Origin of the sequence: Archangium sp. (assembly GCF_036277355.1) — a bacterium.
Taxonomy (GTDB): domain Bacteria; phylum Myxococcota; class Myxococcia; order Myxococcales; family Myxococcaceae; genus Archangium.
This window is the reverse complement of the sequence record NZ_DASUNC010000057.1, coordinates 64,367-81,229: the sequence shown is the minus strand read 5'-3', so window position 1 is coordinate 81,229 and position 16,863 is coordinate 64,367. Positions and strand designations below refer to the sequence as shown.

The 16,863-nt window shown below is 70.1% G+C and carries 13 protein-coding genes; 2 read left to right on the top strand and 11 right to left on the bottom strand.

Going from position 1 to position 16,863, the window contains the following annotated elements:
- Nucleotides 1-117: 117 nt before the first annotated feature.
- The 11 genes from VFZ09_RS14895 to VFZ09_RS14845 all read right to left on the bottom strand — a co-directional run bounded on the left by VFZ09_RS14895 (nucleotide 118) and on the right by VFZ09_RS14845 (nucleotide 15,704).
- Nucleotides 118-2,826: a Kelch repeat-containing protein gene (locus VFZ09_RS14895; protein WP_329728229.1), complete on the bottom strand. Its 2,709-nt coding sequence runs from the start codon at nucleotides 2,824-2,826 to the stop codon at nucleotides 118-120.
- Between the two features lie 53 nt (nucleotides 2,827-2,879).
- Complete coding sequence (locus VFZ09_RS14890) at nucleotides 2,880-3,809, bottom strand: hypothetical protein (protein WP_329728228.1); 930 nt, start codon at nucleotides 3,807-3,809, stop codon at nucleotides 2,880-2,882.
- Nucleotides 3,810-4,115: 306 nt separating this feature from the next.
- Entirely contained in the window at nucleotides 4,116-4,670 is a 555-nt protein-coding gene (locus tag VFZ09_RS14885; protein ID WP_329728227.1) for a hypothetical protein, read from the bottom strand.
- Nucleotides 4,671-4,863: 193 nt separating this feature from the next.
- Nucleotides 4,864-5,805: a hypothetical protein gene (locus VFZ09_RS14880; RefSeq protein WP_329728226.1), complete on the bottom strand. Its 942-nt coding sequence runs from the start codon at nucleotides 5,803-5,805 to the stop codon at nucleotides 4,864-4,866.
- A 110-nt stretch (nucleotides 5,806-5,915) separates the two neighbouring features.
- Entirely contained in the window at nucleotides 5,916-10,094 is a 4,179-nt protein-coding gene (locus VFZ09_RS14875) for a kelch repeat-containing protein (protein WP_329728225.1), read from the bottom strand.
- 317 nt (nucleotides 10,095-10,411) lie between these two features.
- On the bottom strand, nucleotides 10,412-11,290 hold the full coding sequence (locus VFZ09_RS14870; protein ID WP_329728224.1) for a metal ABC transporter permease: 879 nt from the start codon (nucleotides 11,288-11,290) through the stop codon (nucleotides 10,412-10,414).
- The gene (locus VFZ09_RS14865) at nucleotides 11,271-12,101 is read right to left on the bottom strand and encodes a metal ABC transporter ATP-binding protein (protein WP_414640704.1); all 831 of its coding nucleotides are present in this window, start codon (nucleotides 12,099-12,101) and stop codon (nucleotides 11,271-11,273) included. Before VFZ09_RS14865 ends, VFZ09_RS14870 begins: the two co-directional genes overlap by 20 nt.
- A complete protein-coding gene (locus VFZ09_RS14860) occupies nucleotides 12,088-12,933 on the bottom strand; it encodes a hypothetical protein (protein WP_329728223.1) in 846 nt (281 codons plus the stop codon). The genes VFZ09_RS14865 and VFZ09_RS14860 overlap by 14 nt, the downstream gene beginning before the upstream one ends.
- A 3-nt stretch (nucleotides 12,934-12,936) precedes the next feature.
- A complete protein-coding gene (locus tag VFZ09_RS14855; RefSeq protein ID WP_329728232.1) occupies nucleotides 12,937-13,860 on the bottom strand; it encodes a metal ABC transporter substrate-binding protein in 924 nt (307 codons plus the stop codon).
- 26 nt (nucleotides 13,861-13,886) lie between these two features.
- Complete coding sequence (locus VFZ09_RS14850) at nucleotides 13,887-15,218, bottom strand: zinc-regulated TonB-dependent outer membrane receptor (protein ID WP_329728222.1); 1,332 nt, start codon at nucleotides 15,216-15,218, stop codon at nucleotides 13,887-13,889.
- Between the two features lie 69 nt (nucleotides 15,219-15,287).
- Nucleotides 15,288-15,704 (bottom strand): hypothetical protein, encoded by a 417-nt coding sequence (locus VFZ09_RS14845; protein ID WP_329728221.1) that lies wholly within the window; start codon nucleotides 15,702-15,704, stop codon nucleotides 15,288-15,290.
- A gap of 127 nt (nucleotides 15,705-15,831) precedes the next feature.
- Here VFZ09_RS14845 and VFZ09_RS14840 point away from each other — a divergent pair, with 127 nt between their 5' ends.
- Both VFZ09_RS14840 and folE read left to right on the top strand, forming a co-directional pair.
- The gene (locus VFZ09_RS14840) at nucleotides 15,832-16,173 is read left to right on the top strand and encodes a Rieske (2Fe-2S) protein (RefSeq protein WP_329728220.1); all 342 of its coding nucleotides are present in this window, start codon (nucleotides 15,832-15,834) and stop codon (nucleotides 16,171-16,173) included.
- Between the two features lie 91 nt (nucleotides 16,174-16,264).
- Complete coding sequence (folE, locus tag VFZ09_RS14835) at nucleotides 16,265-16,825, top strand: GTP cyclohydrolase I (RefSeq protein WP_329728231.1); 561 nt, start codon at nucleotides 16,265-16,267, stop codon at nucleotides 16,823-16,825.
- Nucleotides 16,826-16,863 lie beyond the last annotated feature (38 nt).

The following is a 16,863-nucleotide window of genomic DNA, read 5'->3' as shown; positions in this document are numbered from 1 at the left end:
CCTGTGCACCTCACTGCTGTCCTTCCACGGCGCCCTTCTTTCAAGCGCCGTCCGGAGGGATGCCCCCTCTTTGCCTGAGATTGTCTGGACTTGCTCTCCCCCTCTTCAAAACCTCTCCTACGGACTTTGGATCAATCCTGGGTGGCGTCCCCAATCAAGGGAGGCGTCTGGGCTCAGGCTCCAGTTCCCCTGCTCATCGGCAGTGTCTTCTCCTGTCATGACTCCATCCAGCCATGCCACCACCCTGACGCCAGGCCTGGCGCTGCCCCCAATCGTCAGCCGCCTGGTTTCAATGGAAGATTCTGGCGAGGTGATTTGGGGCGCGGGCAGAGAAGGCCCATCCACGAGCACCATCCGCCCACCATGTATGGCGTTGGTCATGACAGAAAGGATGTAGTAGCCATTCGGCACGAGCGGCATCCGTACAGTCACTTCCGTGTCGGAGAACGAGTCCAGGGACGTTATACGGGTCAGCGCTCCTCCATCGAGTGCCAGCAGGCTGACCAGGGGGAAGTTCGTGGCGGAGTTCTGGGTGTTACCACTGCTTGCCTCCAATAGACCTCGAAAGCGTCTCCCAGTGATGTGGAACGTCTCACCTGCTTTTTGCTGTAGCTGCTCAGCGGGTCCGGTGATGTCGGGGCGCCAATCCGGGTGAACTTCCGTGTCTTCGTACACCTCCGCGCTGGTGAGGAAGCCACTCGGGCCATCGCCTCCGGCGACGAGCACCTTGCCCGAGGGCAACAGCGTCGCCGTGTGGAAAGAGCGGGCCGAGGCCAGCGCTGCCGTGGGGCTCCACGTCCCTGTGGCCGGGTCGTACACCTCCGCGCTGGTCATGCCATCGCCTCCGGTGACGAGCACCTTGCCCGAGGGCAACAGCGTCGCTGTGTGGAAAGAGCGTGCCAATGCCAGCGCTGCCGTGGGTCTCCACGTCCCCGTGGCCGGGTCGTACACCTCCGCGCTGGTGAGGGAGCCACTCGGGCCAGCGCCTCCGGCGACCAGCACCTTGCCCGAGGGCAACAGCGTCGCCGTGTGGTTCCTGCGCGCCCAGGCCAGCGCTGCCGTGGGTCTCCACGTCCCCGTGGCCGGGTCGTACAGCTCCGCGCTGGTGAGGAAGCCGCTCGGGCCAGCGCCTCCGGCGACGAGCACCTTGCCCGAGGGCAACAGCGTCGCCGTGTGGCCCACGCGCGCCAAGGCCAGCGCTGTCGTGGGGCTCCATCTCCCCGTGGCCGGGTCGTATACCTCCGCGCTGGTGAGGGCGTCGCCATTCGGGCCATCGCCTCCGGCGACGAGCACCTTGCCCGAGGGCAACAGCGTCGCCGTGTGGTCCGTGCGCGCCAAGGCCAGCGCTGCCGTGGAGTTCCATCTCCCCGTGGCCGGGTCGTATACCTCCGCTCTGGTGGGGGTGCCGCTCGGAAAGGCTCCTCCGGCGACGAGCACCTTGCCCGAGGGCAACAGCGTCGCCGTGTGGTTCCTGCGCGCCCAGGTCAGCGCTGCCGTGGGGCTCCACGTCCCCGTGGCCGGGTCGTACAGCTCCGCGCTGGTGAGGAAGTCACTCGGGCCAGCGCCTCCGGCGACGAGCACCTTGCTCGAGGGCAACAGCGTCGCCGTGTGGGAAGAGCGCGTCGAGGCCAGCGCTGCCGTGGAACTCCACGTCCCCGTGGCCGGGTCGTACACCTCCGCGCTGGTGAGGGGGCCGCCCGGAAAGGCTCCTCCGGCAACGAGCACCTTGCCCGAGGGCAACAGCGTCGCCGTGTGGACCGCGCGCGCCGAGGTCAGCGCTGCCGTGGAAATCCACGTCCCCGTGGCCGGGTCGTACACCTCCGCGCTGGGGAGGGAGCCGCTCGGGCCATAGCCTCCGGCGACGAGCACCTTGCCCGAGGGCAACAGCGTCGCCGTGTGGCCCACGCGCGCCAAGGCCAACGCGCCCGTGGGGCTCCACGTCTCCGTGGCCGGGTCATACAGCTCCGCGCTGGGGAGGGAGCCGCTCGGGCCATAGCCTCCGGCGACGAGCACCTTGCCCGAGGGCAACAGCGTCGCCGAGTGGCCCACGCGCGCCGAGGCCAGCGCTGCCGTGGGGCTCCATCTCCCCGTGGCCGGGTCGTATACCTCCACGCTGGTGAGGACGTCGCCATTCGGGCCATCGCCTCCGGCGACCAGCACCTTGCCCGAGGGCAACAGCGTCGCCGTGTGGGAAGAGCGCGCCGATGCCATCGCTGCCGTGGAACTCCACGTCCCCGTGGCCGGGTCGTACACCTCCGCGCTGATGGGGGAGCCACTCGGGTCATAGCCTCCAGCGACGAGCACCTTGCCCGAGGGCAGCAGTGTCGCCGTGTGTCTCATGCGCGCCGAGGCCAGCGCTCGTGTTGGGCTCCACGTTCCCGTGGCCGGGTCGTACACCTCCGCGCTGGTGCGGTTGTCGCTGCTCGGACCATCGCCTCCGGCGACGAGCACCTTGCCCGAGGGCAGCAGCGTCGCCGTGTGGCTCCTGCGCGCCCAGGTCAGCGCTCCCGTGGGGCTCCACGTCCCCGTGGCCGGGTCGTACAGCTCCGCGCTGGTGAGGAAGCCACTCGTGCCATCGCCTCCGGCGACGAGCACCTTGCCCGAGGGCAACAGTGTCGCGGTGTGGCCCACGCGCGCCAAGGCCAGCGCTGCCGTGGGGCTCCACTGCTCAACGGATGTGGTTTGGAGGGGCTTGGACTCCAACTGCTCCCGGTGCAGCGATGAGGTCCCGCTGGGCGGCACCTCCCCGCAGGCAATCCAGAGAAGTGCGAAGGCCATGGCCAGCCGCGTCACAGCCTCCACCCCGTTTCTTGGTGAGAATGTCATGAGTGTCTCCTTAGATTGTTATGTGTCTTCACAATCAGAGGCTCGCCAGGGGCTCAGGGGAACAGGCTCATGCCTACCGAGAACAGCACGGATTGAGTCCTGTAACGCTCCCCGTTGAAGAGGAAGTACTCATAGGCCACGTCGGCAAAGGCATACAGGCGCGAAGTAAACTGCACGTCCACCCCGAGGACCCCCCGTGCACTCAAGCCGCCGAGAAGGAAAGGCGCGTCTTGCGTATCCGGCTCGCCAAAGAAGGCGGTGGTGCCCAACCGCAGATAGGGACGCACCCAGCCCAGGGGGCGGGGGTGGAACTGGCCCTCGGCCCTGAGGCCCGGTGTGGGCTGCACGAGCACCGTGGCCACGCCTCCCCACTTCTGTTGGATGTAGCCGAGGCTCACGCCGGGAGCGAGTGCGGGGGGGAGGTCGCTCAAATCCACGTCGGGATCGAGGGCGGGGGTGACGCTGAGAACATCCAGCTCGCCGCGCACGCCCAGGCTCCATCCGTAGCGGCGGGGTGGGGGGCCAGAGACCCGCGGTGTCTTGGGAGCGGCGACGCTCTGCGCCAACTCCTGGGCGAGGAGTGCCTTGTCCGTGGGAAGGTCGAGCGTGGCGCGGGCCTGCTCGAAGAGCTTGCGCAGACGTCTGTTGGCCTGCACGGGCAGCCGGGCGTCCTTGTCGAGCGCGAGGGCCTGCTTGAAGGACTCCAGCGCCTCGTCCTGGGAGAGCTCGGCCTGGAGCACGCCCTGCATGAGCTTGAGCCAGAGGACGTCCTGGGGGCCATTGGACTCCCAGTCCAGGGCCTTCTCCAGCCTGGACAGGGCCTCGGGGAATCTGCCCTGCGCGTAGAGCGTGGCGACGGCGGAGAGGTAGGGGTTCTGGGTTTGAGGCGGCAGCTCGACCTTGGAGGACTCCTGGGCGTGTGCGACGGGAACGGCCAGGCACACGAGGAGCAGCGACAGGGGATGTCGCACGAGTCGTTTCATGGGTTCAGCCTTTGGAGAGAGGGAGAGGACAGGCATCCTCAGCGCGTCCGTCCACATGGGAGTGCTTGCGGTGAGAGGCCACGTTGCTACGTGGGCCTCTCTGGCGCGGTGACGCACTTCACACCCGGACGGTGATCCGCTTCGTTGCGCACCACGGCCGAGGCCCCACACCTGCGACGGGCAGGCGTGGGGCCTCCAGGCCGCCAGCGATAACCGGCTGAATGCGGATGGGTATTGCCCGCCGCATCCATCGCGGTGGCGGAGACCTCATTCTGTCTGTGCTTGTTCTTCTTCTCAGCCCGGGGCTCAGGGAAACAGGGCCACGCCGAGCGAGAACAGCACCGACTGGGAGCTGTACCACTCGCTACGGGTGAGGAAGTGCTCGTAGGCCATGTCGGCGAAGACAGACAGGTGGGGGGTGAACCGCACGTCCACGCCGAGGGCCGCCCGCCCACTCACCCCACCGAGGAAGGTGAACGCTCCGTGCGCATCCTTCTCCGCGAAGAAAGCCGTGGCGCCCAGGCGGGCATAGGGACGCACCTGGCCCAGGGTGATGGGGTGGAACTGGCCCTCGGCCCGGAGCCCCGGGGAGCGCTGGACCAGCACCGTGGCCACACCGCCCAGCTTCTGCCAGGTGTAGCTGACGCTCACCGCGGGGATGAGTTCGGTGGTGGGGCCTGGCCTGAGCACATCCACCTCGCCGCGCACGCCCACCCCCAGGCCATGACGCCAGGGTGAGGGGGCGGAGGCCCGCGGAGCCTCGGCGGCGTCGGCGCTCTGCTCCACCTCCTGGGCGTGGGCGGTGGGAACCGCGGCGCACATGAGGAACATCCACAAGGTATGCCTCGAGACAAGATTCATGGTGTCTGCCTTCGACAGGGGAGCAAAGCCAGGCATCCTCGGAACAGCTCATCCGTTCAACTGACAATGCCTGCTTGCTCGTTGTGAGACACCATGTTGCCCCGCGAGCCGCCTGGCCGCGGTGACGGGCTTCACACCTGGGGGGTGAGCCGCTTCACCTGCGGCTGTCTCACGGGCCCTTGGGCCGCGGGGCTCAGGGGAAGAAGCCCACGCCCAGGGAGATCAGCACCGAATGGGCCCTGTACCGATCCTCACCGATGAAGAAGCGCTCGAAGGCCACGTCGGTGAAGGCAGACAGGCGCGAGGTGAACTGCACGTCCACGCCGAGGGCCGCCCGCCCGCTCATGCCGCCGAAGAAGGTGGTCTCCCCTTGCGCGTTCTTCTCGCCGAAGAAAGCGGTGGCGCCCAGGCGGGCATAGGGACGCACCCAGCCGAAAGTGAGGGGGTGGAACTGGCCCTCGGCCCGGAGCCCCGGCGTGTTCTGCACCAGCACCGTGGCCACGCTCCCCCACTGCTGTTGGGTGTAGCCGAGGCTCACGCCGGGGGAGAGGGCGGCGGTGAATTTGAGCTGGGGCTGACTCTCCTCGGTTTCCTGGACGGAGGTGAGGATGGGCTCGAGCACATCCAGCTCACCGCGCACGCCCAGGCTCCATCCGTAGCGCCGAAGGGGGGGCGCGAAGACCTTCGCCGCCTTGGATGCGGCGGCGTTCTGCTCCAACTCCTTGGCGAGGAGCTCCTTGTCGGCGGGCAGGCCGAGCGTGCTGCGGGCCTGCTCGAAGAGCTTGCGCAGACGTCTGTTGGCCTGCACGGGCAGCCGGGCGTCCTTGTCGAGCGTGAGGGCCTGCTTGAAGGACTCCAGCGCCTCGCCCTGGGAGAGCTCCGCCTGCAGCACGCCCTGCATGAGCTTGAGCCAGATGACATCCTGGGGGCCATTGGACTCCGAGTCCAGGGCCTTCTCCAGCCTGGACAGGGCCTCGGGGAACCTGTCCTGCTCGTAGAGCGTGGCGATGGAGTTGATGTAGGGGTTCTGGGTTTGAGGCGGCAGCTCGACCTTGGAGGACTCCTGGGCGTGTGCGGCGGGAATGGCCAGACATACGAGGAACAGCCACAGGGTATGTCGTACGAGGGAATTCATGGAGCGAGCCGTTGGAAGGAGGAGGAAAAAAATTACCATGTGAGAGGTATCGAGCGGGGTGACGGGCTTCACACTCGAACGGTGAGCCGCTTCGCAGCTCGATGACCAGGCTACCTGGGAGTGTGGAGGGAAGACCCAGGCCGGCGCTTGACGAGGAACCAGAGCAGTGTCAGCAAGGCCCAGGCTGCGGGGAAGGACGGGGCGGCGGCGCAACTCCAGCCGTAGTGGCTTCTCTGGATGAAGAAACCGAAGTCGCGGGGCATGGATGAAAGGCTGGCATTGCCCGCGGCATCCGTGGCATGGGCCACGACCTGATGGAGTCCCTCGGCCAGCGGGGTGGTTGGGATGAACATCCATGTTCCCTGTGCGTCGGCCGTGGTCGTCCCGGTCTCCCCATCTCCATCCAGAGACACCGTCACCTTGCTGCCCGCCTCCGCGGTGCCATGAATGACTGGCTTGGGGGTATCGACGAGGTCCATGGGCCCGGCCAGTACGGGGGCTTGCGGAGGCATGGTATCGACCGTGAAGATGTTGACCGCGGAGCCGGGGCTGACATTGCCCGCTTTGTCTGTCGCAGTGGCCCTGGTCTGGTGAAGACCATCCAGGAGCGCCGCGGATGTGCTGAGCTGCCAGGTTCCTGCCTCGTCTGCCTCGACCGTCCCGACAATCGTTTCGGTCCCAATCCTACCCAGCCACACCGTGACCATGCTGCCGGGCTCCGCCATGCCGCGAATGACGGGGGTGCTGCCATTGACGAGCCCCCCCGGTGCGGTCACCCCTGGCGCTCCGGGCGGCACGGAATCAAGCGTGAAGAGGCGTGTCTCGGAGGCCGGACTGACATTGCCCACCACATTCCTGGCGACAGCCACGAACTGGTGGCACCCCTCGGCCAGCGCGGCGCTCGGGGTATAGCTCCATGTCCCCTTCGCGTCGGCGGTGGTTGTTGCCACCAGGGCTCCATCCAACCACATCAGCACCGTCACACCGGGCTGCGCCGTGCCGCTGATGGAGGGTCTCGGGTTGTTCACGAAGGCCCCTGGCGCGGTGACCTCTGGCGCTTCCAGGGGCGGCCCATTGACGAGGAGCAGCTGCCCGCCGTGGAGGGCGTTGGTCATCACGGACAGGATGTAATAGCCGTACGGCACCATCGGCGTCCGTACTTGAACTTCCGTGTCGGAGGACGAGTCCACGGGCATGACACGAGTCAGCGCTCCGCCCTCCAATGCCAGCAGGCTGACCAGGGGAAGGTGGGTGGCGGAACTCTGGGTGCTACCGCTGCTTGCCTCCGAGAGACCTCGCAAGTGCCGCCCGGTGATGAGGAACGTCCCATCCGGGCGTTGCTCGGCGGGGGGATCGATGACCGGGCACAACTCCCGGACCCGCGCCTCTGCGTACTCCTCCGTGCTGGCGAGGGGGCCGCCCGAGCCCCGGCCTCCGGAGACCAGTACCTCGCCGGAGGGCAACAGCGTGGCCGTGTGGTCGGCGCGTTTTGAGGCCAGCGCGCCCGTGGGGCTCCATGTCCCGGTGGCCGGGTCGTACTCTTCCGCGCTGGTGAGCTGGCCGCTTGAGCCATCGCCTCCGGAGACCAGCACCTTGCCGGAGGGCAACAGCGTGGCTGTGTGGCCCGAGCGGTCCGAGGCCAGAGCATCCGTGGGGCTCCACGTCCCGGTGGCCGGGTCGTACACCTCCGCGTTGGCGAGGGGTCCGCTTGAGCCATCGCCTCCGGAGACCAGCACCTTGCCGGAGGGCAGCAGCGTGGCCGTGTGCCAATAGCGGGCCGAGGCCAGAGCGCCGGTGGGGCTCCACGTCCCGGTGGCCGGGTCGTAAACCTCCGCGCTGGTGAGATGGCCGCTCGAGCCATCGCCTCCGGAGACGAGCACCTTGCCGGAGGGCAGCAGCGTGGCCGTGTGGCCGTAGCGGGCCGAGGCCAGAGCGCCGGTGGGGCTCCACGTCCGACTGGCCGGGTCGTACACCTCCGCGCTGGCGAGGAGGTTACTCAAGCCAAGGCCTCCGGAGACGAGCACCTTGCCGGAGGGCAGCAGCGTGGCCGTGTGGCCGTGGCGCGCCGAGGCCAGAGCGCCGGTGGGGCTCCACGTCCGACTGGCCGGGTCGTACACCTCCGTGCTGGTGAGATGGCCGCTCGAGCCATAGCCTCCGGAGACCAGCACCTTGCCGGAGGGCAACAGCGTGGCCGTGTGGCCGTGGCGCGCCGAGGCCAGAGCGCCGGTGGGGCTCCACGTCCCCGTGGCCGGGCCGTACACCTCCGCGCTGGCGAGATGGCCGCTCGAGCCCCAGCCGCCAGAGATCAGCACCTTGCCGGAGGGCAGCAGTGTGGCCGTGTGGCTGGCGCGGGCCGAGGCCAGAGCGTCCGTGGGGCTCCACGTCCCACTGCCCGGGTCGTACACCTCCGCGCTGGTGAGATGGCCGCTCGAGCCATAGCCTCCAGAGATCAGCACCTTGCCGGAGGGCAGCAGTGTGGCCGTGTGGCCGTGGCGCGCCGAGGCCAGAGCGCCGGTGGGGCTCCACGTCCCGGTGGCCGGGTCGTACTCCTCCGCGCTGGTGAGGGGGCCGTTCGAGTCCCAGCCGCCAGAGACGAGCACCGTGCCAGAGGGCAACAGCGTGGCTGTGTGCCAATAGCGCGCCAAGGCCAGAGCGCCGGTGGGGCTCCACGTCCCGGTGGCCGGGTCGTACTCCTCCGCGCTGGCAAGATGGCCGCTCGGGCCCCAGCCGCCGGAGACCAGCACCTTGCCGGAGGGCAGCACCTTGCCGGAGGGCAGCAGCGTGGCCGTGTGGCCGGAGCGGGCCGAGGCCAGAGCGCCCGTGGGGCTCCACCTCCCGGTAGCCGGGTCGTACACCTCCGCGCTGGCGAGATGGCCGCTCGGGCCCCCGCCGCCAGAGACGAGCACCTTGCCGGAGGGCAACAGCGTGGCCGTGTGGCCGTGGCGCGCCGAGGCCAGAGCGCCCGTGGGGCGCCACGTCCCGGTGGCCGGGTCGTACACCTCCGCGCTGGCGAGATGGCCGCTCGAGTCACGGCCGCCGGAGACCAGCACCTTGCCGGAGGGCAATGGCGTGGCCGTGTGGCCCGAGCGGTCCGAGGCCAGAGCGCCGGTGGGGCTCCACGTCCCGGTGGCCGGGTCGTACTCCTCCGTGCTGAGGAGGGCGCCGCTCAAGCCCCCGCCACCAGAGACCAGCACCTTGCCGGAGGGCAGTAGTGTCGACGTGTGGCTCTCGCGGGCCGAGGCCAGAGCGCCGGTGGGGCGCCACGTCCCGGTGGCCGGGTCGTACTCCTCCGCGCTGGTGAGGGGTCCGCTCGAGCCCCGGCCGCCGGAGACCAGCACCTTGCCGGAGGGCAGTGGTGTCGACGTGTGGCTCTCGCGGGCCGAGGCCAGAGCGCCGGTGGGGCTCCACGTCCCGGTGGCCGGGTCGGGGTCGTACACCTCCGCGCTGGCGAGGCGGCCGCTCCAGCCCCAGCCGCCAGAGACGAGCACCTTGCCGGAGGGCAGCAGCGTGGCCGTGTGGCTGGCGCGCGCCGAGGTCAGCGCGCCGGTGGGACTCCACGTCCCGGTGGCCGGGTCGTACACCTCCGCGCTGGCGAGGAAGTAGCTCGAGCCCCTGCCGCCAGAGACCAGCACCTTGCCGGAGGGCAACAGCGTGGCTGTGTGCGAATAGCGCGCCGAGGCCAGAGCGCCGGTGGGGCTCCACGTCCCGGTGGCCGGGTCGTACACCTCCGCGCTGGCGAGGCGGCCGCTCCAGCCCCAGCCGCCAGAGACGAGCACCTTGCCGGAGGGCAGCAGCGTGGCCGTGTGGCTGGCGCGCGCCGAGGCCAGAGCGCCGGTGGGGCTCCACGTCCCGGTGGCCGGGTCGTACACCTCCGTGCTGGCGAGGAGGCCGTTCGAGTCCCAGCCGCCGGAGACGAGCACCTTGCCGGAGGGCAGCAGCGTGGCCGTGTGGCCAGAGCGGGCCGAGGTCAGCGGGCCGGTGGGGCTCCACGTCCCGGTGGCCGGGTCGTACTCCTCCGCGCTGGCGCGATAGCTGTTCGAGCCAAAGCCGCCGGAGACCAGCACCTTGCCGGAGGGCAACCGCGTGGCCGTGTGGCTCTCGCGGGTCATGTTCAGGGGGCCCGTGGAACGCCACTGTCCAGTGGACGTGGTCAGGAGGGGCTTGGGCTCGAGCCACTTCCGGTGCAACGCGTCGTCCGCGGTCGGCTGCACCTCGTCGCAAGCAAGCAATAGCAGCGCCAGGGTCATGGCCAGCAGCGCCACGGCCCGGGTTCCCGGTACGGATGGCATGGATGTCTCCTTGGATGGCCAAGTGTCTTCCCAGGTCCGGAACCCAGGGAAACAGGCTCACGCCCAGGGAAAATAGCAGCCACTGGTGCTGGTAACGCACGCCACTGAGGGGGAAGTCCGTAGCGACGGGGTGGAGGGGTGGAGAGGAGCAGCGCTCCGCGGTGTCTTGGAAGCGGCGGCGTTCTGCTCCATTTCCCGGGCGAGGAGTGTCTTGTCCGCGGACAGCCCGATTGTGTCGCGGGCCTGGCGCGAGGGCCTGCTTGAAGGATTCCAGGGCCCTCTCCAGCTTGGACAGGGCCTCGAGACGCGGGTGTGGCTCAGCGCGTCCCGCCGCCCATGACGAGCTGCCGCACGCCCCGGGCCAGCAGCGCCACCACCACCAGCGCGCTGGCGAGCACCGTCTGCGAGCCGCCCACGGGGAAGTTGTAGAAGTAGGCGAAGAGGTAGCCACCCAGGCCGGAGATGGCGCCCGCGAGCGTGGCCAGCAGGAAGGTCCACGGCAGCCGCAGATCCAACACCAGCGCGGCGATGGCCGACAGCGTGGAGAAGGCGAACACCGGCAGCGCGCCGAGCGCCCGCGCGGACACGCCCACCATCAACCCGATGGAGATCATCAGCACCGCGTCGAGCGCGCGCACCGGCAGCCCCTGCACCATGGCGCCGGTGCGATCGAAGCTGGCGAAGGTGAGGCCGCGGAACCACCACAGGTGGAAGAGCAGGGTGAGCGCGCCCACCACCGCCACGGCGATGAGCTGCTCCTGCTCCACCAGCACCGCCGTGCCGAAGAGGATGCCCTGGATGTCATGGGCCTCCTGGGAGATGCGGTCCCCCACGAGGATGGAGGCGCCCCCGGTGAACGCATACGCCAGGCCCAGCAGGCTCTCGCGGGAGATGCGCAGCCGCGTGGGCTCGGTCATCAACAGCAGCGTGGCCAGCAGGGACAGGCCCACGGCGCCCAGGGTGGGGGCCACGTGCAGGCCCAGGTGGATGTCCACGTAGAAGGCCAGCGCCACGCCCAGGCCGGCCGATTGCGTCACCGCGGCGCTGACGAACACCATGCGCCGCAGCACCACGTACACGCTCAGGAACCCCAGCACGCTGCCCGCGATGAGCGCGCAGAGCATCGGATCCCTGAACAGCTCGTAGGCGTCCCAGAACTGTGCCCAGGTGGTGGTCTCAGCCAGTTGCGGGTCCAAGGGGGTGTCCTGACGAAGGATGGCGGGGGCAGTAATCGTCGCCGTACTGGTGCCGGAAGGCAGGATGGCAGAAGACCGTGTCCGCGTCCCCAAGAACCACGGCCGGGGCCTCCCGGTCCACGAAGAGCAGCTGGTCCGCGAACTCGGCGGCCACCCGCAGGTCATGGCTCACCACCACCACGGCCAGGCGCCGCTCGCGCGCCAGCTCCGCCAGGCGCCGCATGGTCTCGCGCTCGGCCACGGCGTCCATGGCCGCGGTGGGCTCGTCCAGCAGCACCAGGTCCGCCTCGGTGGCCAGCACCCGCGCGAGCAGGGCGCGCTGCTTCTGGCCCTCGGACAGCTCGCGGTAGGGCCGGTTGGCGATGGGGCCCGCTCCGGCCGTCTCCAGCGCCGAGTCCACCACCTGGCGATCCTCGCGCTTGGAGAAGGGCCGCAGGAAGTTCCACCCGGTCAGCCGTCCCCAGTGCACCAGCTCGCGCGAGCGCACCGGGAGCATCCCGTCGATGGCGGACGTCTGCGGCACGTACGCGCTCTTCACCTGGGGGCTGGAGCGGTACACGCGGCCGGACACCGGGTTCTGCAGGCCCAGCAGCGTCTTGAACCAGGTGCTCTTGCCCGAGCCGTTGCGGCCGATCACGGCCAGGAAGGTGCCGCGGTGCACCTGGAGGTTGATGGGCGGCAGCAGCGCCTGTCCCTGGTAGCCGATGACCAGCTCCTCGCAGCACAGGAGCAGGTCCTCCTCGTGCCGGTGCGTGGGCCGGGAGGTGGCCGCCGTGGGCCCTCCGTCGTGCGTGTGCTCACCGTTCGCCACGGGTCACCTCCGCTTGGGGCGAAACCGTGGCCAGCAGCTCCTCGAGCGCGGCGTGGGCGGTGGTGTTGGCCGTGGCACTGATCTCCACCACGCCGTCCGCGCCTTGCGTCAGCGTGCTCCAGTCCACGGTGTCGAAGAGCCGGGCCGTGAGCACCAGGCTCAGGTCCAGCTTCGCCCGGGGAGGCGTCGACCGGTCCGAGGGCAGCTCCACCGTGCCGTCGAGCACCGCCGCCGGCGTCGTGTCGCTGGGGGCCCGGGAGAGCACCCACCGGAAGCGGCGCTCGCCGGGGAAACGCGCGGGAGTGCGTGCGTCGCGCACGCTGCCCTCCAGGTTCAGCGACTCGATGTCCCAGCGGCCCTGGGACACGTTGGCCTGGGGCAGGGCACAGTCCGGCACGCACTCCACCGCGAACCGCTCCGCGGCCAGCAGGTTCAACGGCCCGGTCACCGGCAGCGTCGCCACCGTGCTGGAGCCGCCCCCGCCGCCCATCTCCGCGGCGATCTGCTCGTAGGGGATGAGCGCTCCGTCGTCGCGGTGGCAGTGGCCGCCGTGGCAGAGCGAGTAGCCCGGGGGCGGGTTGGCGGGATTGAAGCCCCCGCCCGAGCCTCCGGCGAAGGCGATCAGCTCGATGCCGGACAGCCGCAACGCGGCCCCATCCACGTGCAGCTGGTAGTTCGAGGCCAGCTGCTGGTAGCCGTCGGGCGTGGTGCGGTCGGCGAGCGGCTCGAAGGCGGCGCGCACGGTGGGCTCCACCACCGCGAAGCCCTGGCCGGGCTCCCACGTGCAGGCGCCGAGGCCCAGACAGGACAGGAGGAGGAAGGCGTGGCGCATGGCTCAGGTCCCCTCGCCCTTCAGGCCCTTCTCCAGCCGGGTCATCAAGTCCTCCAGGTGCCGCAGGTACGTCTGTCCGCCGCGGAAGTCGGTGCCCGAGGTGAAGAGGACGAGGGGGGCGGGAATCTTGCTCGCCACCAGCTTGGAGGTGGTGGTGGGGTAGTAGTCCTCCTGGAGGACGAAGCGGGCCTTGCGCTGGCGGGCCTGGGTCAGCACCTGGGCCACGTGGGCGGGGTTGGGCGGGATGCCGGGCTTGGGCTCGAGGTAGGCGATGGTGTCGAAGCCCAGCCAGTTGGCCAGGTACGCCGTCGTCCGGTGGTAGGCCACCACGGGCGTGCCCTTGAGCCCGGCCAGCCGCTGCTCCCAGCCCGCGCGCGCCTTCTCCAGCTCCGCGGTGAACTTCTCCAGGTTGGCGCGGTAGGCCGCCGCGTTCTTCGGGTCCAACGACGCCAGGCGGTCGGTGATGCCCCGGGCCACCAGCAGCGCGGCCCTGGGATCATAGAGGAAGTGCGGGTTGCCCCCGGCGTGCACGTCTCCCTGGCTGCGATCCACGCGGGTGGTGGGGACCTCGAGCGTGCGCACGAACGCGGCGGCCTCGAGGTAGCCCGGGCTGCCGGTGAGGATGCGGGTGTTGCGGGCGCCGTTCTGGAGCGCGGGCAGCCAGCCCACCTCCAGCTCCAGGCCGATGGCGATCAACAGGTCCGCGCGGTTGACCTCCAGGGCCAGGCTGGGCCGGGCGTCCACGAAGTGCGGATCCTGCGTGGGCAGGGCGAGGGCGGTCACCTGCACGTGCTCGCCGCCCACGGCCTGGGTGAGGGCGGCGAGGTCCGGCAGCGTGGTGACCACCTTGAGGTCGGCGCGAGCGGGGAGGGACAGCAGGCCCAGGAGGACGGCGTTCAGGGCCACGAGGAATCGGAAGGGGCTCATCATCGGAGGCTCCAGCGCGAGAGGGGTTAGAAGGCGTGGGCGCCGTGCGCGCCCATCACCACTTCGAGTGCGAGGAAGAGCGAGTAGTCCGGACGCTCGCGCCAGCCGGCGAGGTCGGTGGCGCCCTGCAGGCGCAGGCGGGAGAACTCGGTGGGCCAGAAGGTGACGTTGGCGGAGAGGCGCTGGCGGTTGCCGGTCCACTCGGCGTCGAGGGGATCGTCCGCGAGGGCGCCGTTCTGCCGGGTGGCGGGAGTGCCGAGCTCGTAGCGGCTGGCGACGGCCCAGCGCTGGTCGAAGCGCCAGGACAGCTGCGCGTAGCCGTTGAGGTCCGACAGCACGTCCCCGGGGACCTGGCGGCGCCGGTAGAGGAGCTCGGCCTGGAGGGCCACCGTGGTGAAGCTGTTGCCGGCGAGGGGCCGGTACTTGAGGTACACGTCCGTGCCGAACACGTCGGTGCGGTTGCGGTAGCCGGTGGGGTTGGGGCCATCGGCGGCGGACAGGCCCCACAGCAGCGACAGGTCATCCGACAGGGGGAAGAACTGCTTCACCATGGCGGTGAACTGGAAGTCGAAGGGGGAGGTGACTCCGCCCAGGTCGGCGCCCAGGAAGCTGCGCGCGGTGGACTCGCCGGTGGCGTCGGTGACGGAGCCGAGCAGCTCCACGTACCAGGGCAGCGGGGTGAGCCAGGAGCCCTCCACGCCGAGCCCGCGGTTGCCCTCGCCGCCGAAGACGCGGCCGATGGCGAAGGGCTGGTCCACGAACTCCCACGAGTGCGGGTGCGTGGGGTTGATGCGGCCAAAGCGGGTGAGGAACTGGCCGGCGCGCACCTGGAGGTTGCCCGGCAGGTTCGCCGTGGTGGCGTACGCCTCTTCGATCTCCACGCCGAACTGGCTGAAGACGATGTTGCTGTCGAAGCGGAAGTACGGGTCCACCGCCGTGTTGACGGACAGCTCCAGCTGCTGGAGGTTGAAGCCGTTGACGGAGGGATCATGCCCGCCCGTCTGCAGCGGCTCCTTCGAGGTGAAGGCGGCGGCGGCCACGTCCAGGATGAAGGCGATGTTCAGCCCTTGGAAGTCGATGTTGCTCGGGCTGATCGTCACGCCGCTGGAGGACGCGGGTGGGGAGGGGGTGGCGGGAGGCTGGGTGCCCGCCTGGGCGGCCGCGGCGGCATCCTGGCCGAGCGCCTCCTCGATGGCCTTCAAGTCCTCGGCGGACAGGCCGGTGTCCGGGGCGGGCTCCTGCTCCTGGGGAGGCGTGCCCGCGTCCGGCGGCGTCTGGGCCGAGGCGGGTGAGAGAGGGGACAGACAGAACGACAGCCAGACAGCGAGACCGGCGAGCCGGCACGACGTGGGGGGCACAAGGCACTCCGCGAACCGGACGTCCGAAGAGAAGGCGGACGTCGACCCTGCAACTTCGCTTCGACCGCGCTAGACGCGCGCGGGAGGCGAGGCCTTGGGGGCGGTATCGAGGACGGACAGCGAGGACTGGGGCCGGGGCGGCGCGGTGGCCGGGCGGCCCACCTCGAGGCAGGCCTGGATGACGGGCTGGACCTCGGGGCTCGTCACCTCGTCCCGGGAGCTGACCGAGACGAGGGCGCACGACTCGTGCTTGAGCGTGCCCGCGGGGGCGGCGGGGGGCAGCTTCTCGAAGGACTTCGCGTCCCGGAGCCGGGCCGAGAGCGCCGAGCCCTTGCTGGCCGGGCTCTCCTCGAAGGCGCGGTGTGTGGGGCAGTAGCGGTGGACGTGCTCCTGCGCGTGCGCGATGGCGATCAGCGGCTGGGCAACCCAGAGCACCACCAACAGGGTGGCGATGAGGTGGCCAGCGATGTGGGCGCGGATTCTCATCGGGCAGGAGGACGGTAATTATTTGCTCTACTGGCCCCCTGGAGGGGTGTCAAGGGTGCGACGGCCCCTGTGCCCCGGTATTCAGGCCTGGAGGACGCGCTCGACGCGGGGCGTTGGAGGACGAGCCATGAACGGACAGGGGGACGAGCACTTCATTCCCGTGGCGCGCTTGTCGGATCTGGACAGGCGGGGCCGGGCGGTGGTGCGGGTCGGGGAGGAGTGGGTGGCGCTGGTCCAGGTGGACGGACGGCTGCACGCGGTGCAGCAGGCGTGTCCCCACCGGGGCGGCCCCATGTCCGAGGGCGATCAGGACGGGTGGCTCCTCTACTGTCCCCTCCACGCCTGGGCCTTCGACGTCCGGACGGGCATCAGCCCGACGAATCCGGACGCCCGCGTGCGTATCTACGCGGTACGGGTCATCGGAGACGAGATTCAGGTGGAGGCTTCGGATAGGTTGCCCGTCCCCTGAGGTACCGACCCGGCAACCGAGGAAGACACGCACCATGGCCGCAGCTCGAAGGACTCGAGGAGCCCCGTCCGTGAAACCCGATCGGGAGGCCATGGCCGCGGCGGTCCGGGACTTCCTGCGCGCGGCGGGCCTGCCGCTGGACAGCGATCCCAACCTCGTGGGCACTCCGGAGCGGGTGGCCGAGGCCTGGGGCCAGTTCCTCGATGGCTATGGGCGGACGCCGGAGGATGCGCTGGGGGAGACGTTCCCGGGCCCGCCGGACGCGTCCGGGGAGCTGGTGGTGGTGACGGACCTGCGCTTCCAGTCCATGTGCCCGCACCACCTGCTGCCCGTCGAGGGCCGGGCGCACGTGGCCTACGTGCCACGCTCGCGGGTGGTGGGCTTCGGCCGGCTGGGCGCGCTGGTGGACTGCTTCGCGCACCGGCTCATCCTCCAGGAGGACCTGGCGCGCGCGGTGGCCTCGTCGCTGGCCCGGGTGCTGAAGAGCCCGGCCACCGCCTGCATCATCGAGGCGGAGCAGTCCTGTCTGCGCATCCGGGGAGACCGGCAGCGCGATGCCCGCACGCACTCGGAGGCCTACGAGGGCCAGCTGCGCAAGGACGGGGCCCTGCGCCGGGAGCTGTGGGCACGGTTGAGCACCATGCGGCGTTGAGTGGCAGTGGCGTGGAGTGGCGGTGGCGTTGAGTGGAG